The sequence below is a fragment of the Mycobacterium sp. 1245852.3 genome, from assembly GCF_001669335.1.
Taxonomy (GTDB): Bacteria; Actinomycetota; Actinomycetes; order Mycobacteriales; family Mycobacteriaceae; genus Mycobacterium; species Mycobacterium europaeum_A.
On the sequence record NZ_LZLL01000126.1, the window covers coordinates 1 to 3,318 of the forward strand.

Here is a 3,318-nt window from a genome sequence, read left to right on the forward strand (position 1 = left end):
CACCACCCGTCGGTGTGCTGCCGCGCCTGAAGTTGCGGTTAGGCCCAGCTGGACCCAACGGCGCTGTCGGTGCTGGCCATGTTGCTGCCCGCGGACTGGACCTTCTGTCCGTGGGAGTTGGCCTGCTCGTAGATGACCTGGAAGTTGCGACCCAACTGGGTGATGAACTCCTGGCATGCCACCGAACCCGCACCGACATCACTGTCAACGTCGACGGTTTCTGGATGCTCCAGGCGCTGCTGGACATCCGGCACGTCGCGCCCGAGCTGCGGTGCCGGCCATACGTGTCTACCGACTCGAACGACTGGCTCAACGAGCATCCCGGCATGACGGTGATGCGCGAGCAGGGCATCGTCGAGAACGACCAGGTGAACGAGCACGTGGCCGCGCGGATGCGAGTGCTCGCGGCGCCCGACCTCGAAGTGGTCGCCCTGTTGTCCCGAGGCAAGCTGGCCTACGGCGTCCTCGATGACGAGAACCAGCCCCCGGGCTCGCGCGACATCCCCGACAACGAATTCCGGGTGGTGCTGGCCCGTCGCGGACAGCACTGGGTGTCGGCGGTCCGGGTGGGCGGTGAGATCACCGTCGACGACGTCGCCGTCGCGGACAGCGCCTCGATCGCGTCCCTGGTGATCGACGCGCTCGAGTCCATCCACCACGCCGAGCCCGCAGCGATCAACGCGGTCAACGTGCCGCTGGAGGAAATGCTGGAAGCGACCAAGTCGTGGCAGGAGTCCGGCTTCAACGTGTTCTCCGGGGGAGACCTGCGCCGGATGGGCATCAGCGCCGCCACGGTGGCCGCGCTGGGTCAGGCGCTGTCCGACCCCGCCGCCGAAGTCGCGGTGTACGCCCGCCAGTACCAGGACGACGCCAAGGGCCCCAGCGCGTCGGTGCTGTCACTCAAAGACGGCTCCGGCGGACGCATCGCGCTGTATCAGCAGGCCCGCACCGCGGGTTCGGGGGAGGCGTGGCTGGCCATTTGTCCGGCGACCCCGCAGCTCGTGCAGGTCGGCGTCAAGACTGTGCTCGACACACTTCCCTACGGTGAGTGGAAAACGCACAGCCGGGTCTGACATTCCCGCGAAACACAGAGTTCACCAATGTCTTTGCACTCAACATGCGGTTGAGCTGCGAACACGGCATACTTCTCTCAAAGACATCAGCAAATCTCAAACGGGTGTCAACGACAACTCTTAATCGCAAGGCGAGGCAGATGGAATTCCACTTAGTCGGAATGGACTTGGCGGGGGGCGCCAGCACCTCGACGGGTACACCGGCGCAGGCCCGCGCGCGACTGGCGGCACGGGCTCACACATTCATCACGATAGGGAGTGCAGGGCGATGACTGCGGTAGTCGAAGTACCACAGCCTGACGTAGAAGGAATCTCGCAGCCTCAGGCAGTCGTCGTCGGCGTGATGGCCGGCGCGGGTGTCCAGATCGGCGTCCTGCTCGACGCCAACGCCCCCGTCTCGGTGATGACGGAACCGTTGCTGAAGGTGGTCAACAGCCGGCTCCGCGAACTCGGCGAGACCCCGCTGGAGGCCTCCGGCCGGGGCCGCTGGGCGCTGTGCCTGGTGGACGGTTCGCCGCTGCGGGCCACCCAGTCGCTGAGCGAGCAGGACGTCTACGACGGCGACCGGTTGTGGATCCGGTTCATCCCGGACACCGAGCACCGCTCGCAGGTCATCGAGCACATCTCCACCGCCGTCGCGGCGGATCTCAGCAAGCGCTTCGCCGCCATCGACCCGGTCGTGGCGGTGCAGGTCGGCGCGACGATGGTGGCTGTCGGCGTGACGACCGCCGCCGGCCTGCTCGGCTGGTGGCGCTGGCACCACAACTCGTGGCTGCCGACCGTCTACGCGGGCGTGATCGGCGCAGTTGTGCTCGGCGTCTCGCTGATGCTGCTGATGCGGGCGACCACGCAGCAGGAACGGCGCGTCGGCGACACCATGCTCTTGAGCAGCCTCGCCCCCATCTCGATCGCGGCGGCGGCCGCGCCGCCGGGCGGCGTCGGATCCCCGCACGCGGTGCTGGGTTTCGGCGTCCTCACCATCGCCGCGATACTGGCGCTGCGCTTCACCGGGCGCCGGCTTTCGATCTACACGGCGATCGTCACGGTCAGCCTGATCGCGGCGGTGGCCGCGCTGGCGCGCATGGTCGCGATGACCAGCGCCGTGACGCTGTTCACCTGCGTCGTGCTGGTGTCCGTCATGATCTACCAGAGCGCGCCGGCCATCTCGCGCCGGCTGGCCGGCATCCGGTTGCCCGTCTTCCCGTCGGCCACCAGCCGGTGGGTGTTCGAGGCCCGACCCGACCTGCCCACCACCGTGGTGCGCTCCGACGGCGGTCCTCCGGTGCTGGAGGGGCCCGCCTCGGTCCGCGACGTGCTGACCCAGGCCGAACGCGCCCGGTCCTTCCTGTCGGGTTTGCTGATCGGGCTCGGCGTGCTGATGATCGTCTCGCTGACCGCGCTGTCGGATCCGCACACCGGACAACGCTGGCTGCCCGTCCTGCTGGCCGGCTTCAGCGCGGGCTTCCTGATGCTGCGCGGCCGCTCGTACGTCGACCGCTGGCAGGCGATCACCCTGGCCGGAACGGCCGTGCTGATCGTCGGTGCGGTTGTGTTGCGTTACGCGCTGGTGCTGCAGTCGCCGCTGGCGGTGTCGATCAGCGCGGCGATCCTGGTGTTGCTGCCGGCCGCGGGACTGACATCGGCGGCCGTAGTGCCGAACACCGTCTACAGCCCGCTATTCCGCAAATTCGTGGAATGGATTGAATACCTCTGCCTGATGCCAATTTTCCCGCTGGCATTGTGGTTGATGAATGTCTATGCAGCTATCCGCTATCGCTAACGGCAAGGTGTGGCGTGGTCGCGCGTGCGCCGCGACCCTCGCCGCCGCGCTGCTCGCCTCGGGCGCGTTAGCCGGTCTGCCTCCGGCGTACGCGATTTCGCCCCCGACGATCGACGCGGGCGCGGTGCCGCCGGACGGTCCGCCGGGACCGGGGGCGCCGATGAAGCAGAACTCGTACTGCACCGAGGTCGGTGTGCTGCCGGGGACCGACTTCCGGCTGCAACCCAAGTACATGGACATGCTGAACCTGCAGGAGGCGTGGCAGTTCGGTCGTGGTGCCGGCGTGAAGGTGGCCGTCATCGACACCGGCGTGACGCCGCACCCGCGGTTTCCGCACCTGATCGCCGGCGGTGACTACATCATGGCCGGCGACGGCCTGTCCGACTGCGACGCGCACGGCACCATCGTGGCCTCGATGATCGGTGCGGCCTCGGCCAACGGTGCCGGGGTGCCGCCGGCGGCGCC

General features: G+C 68.1%; 3 protein-coding genes and 1 pseudogene. 3 read left to right on the forward strand and 1 reads right to left on the reverse strand.

What is annotated here, in order from left to right; genetic code table 11:
* Positions 1-38: 38 nt before the first annotated feature.
* Positions 39-194, reverse strand: a pseudogene (locus tag A9W96_RS05645) (type VII secretion protein EsxI); the annotation flags it as partial.
* Here A9W96_RS05645 and A9W96_RS05650 point away from each other — a divergent pair.
* The 3 genes from A9W96_RS05650 to A9W96_RS05660 form a co-directional block, all read left to right on the forward strand.
* Positions 171-1,073: an ESX secretion-associated protein EspG gene (locus A9W96_RS05650; protein WP_255362936.1), complete on the forward strand. Its 903-nt coding sequence runs from the start codon at positions 171-173 to the stop codon at positions 1,071-1,073. The pseudogene A9W96_RS05645 and the gene A9W96_RS05650 sit on opposite strands and share 24 nt — an antisense overlap.
* 268 nt (positions 1,074-1,341) lie before the next feature.
* Complete coding sequence (eccD, locus tag A9W96_RS05655) at positions 1,342-2,853, forward strand: type VII secretion integral membrane protein EccD (protein WP_067023962.1); 1,512 nt, start codon at positions 1,342-1,344, stop codon at positions 2,851-2,853.
* A partial coding sequence (locus tag A9W96_RS05660) for a S8 family serine peptidase (RefSeq protein ID WP_231997968.1) occupies positions 2,831-3,318 on the forward strand: 488 nt, incomplete at its 3' end. The genes eccD and A9W96_RS05660, both read left to right, overlap by 23 nt.

Bases quoted from the DNA above. Each gene is read 5' to 3' on its own strand.
- eccD (WP_067023962.1), top strand. From the start codon at position 1,342: ATGACTGCGGTAGTCGAAGTACCACAGCCTGACGTAGAAGGAATCTCG.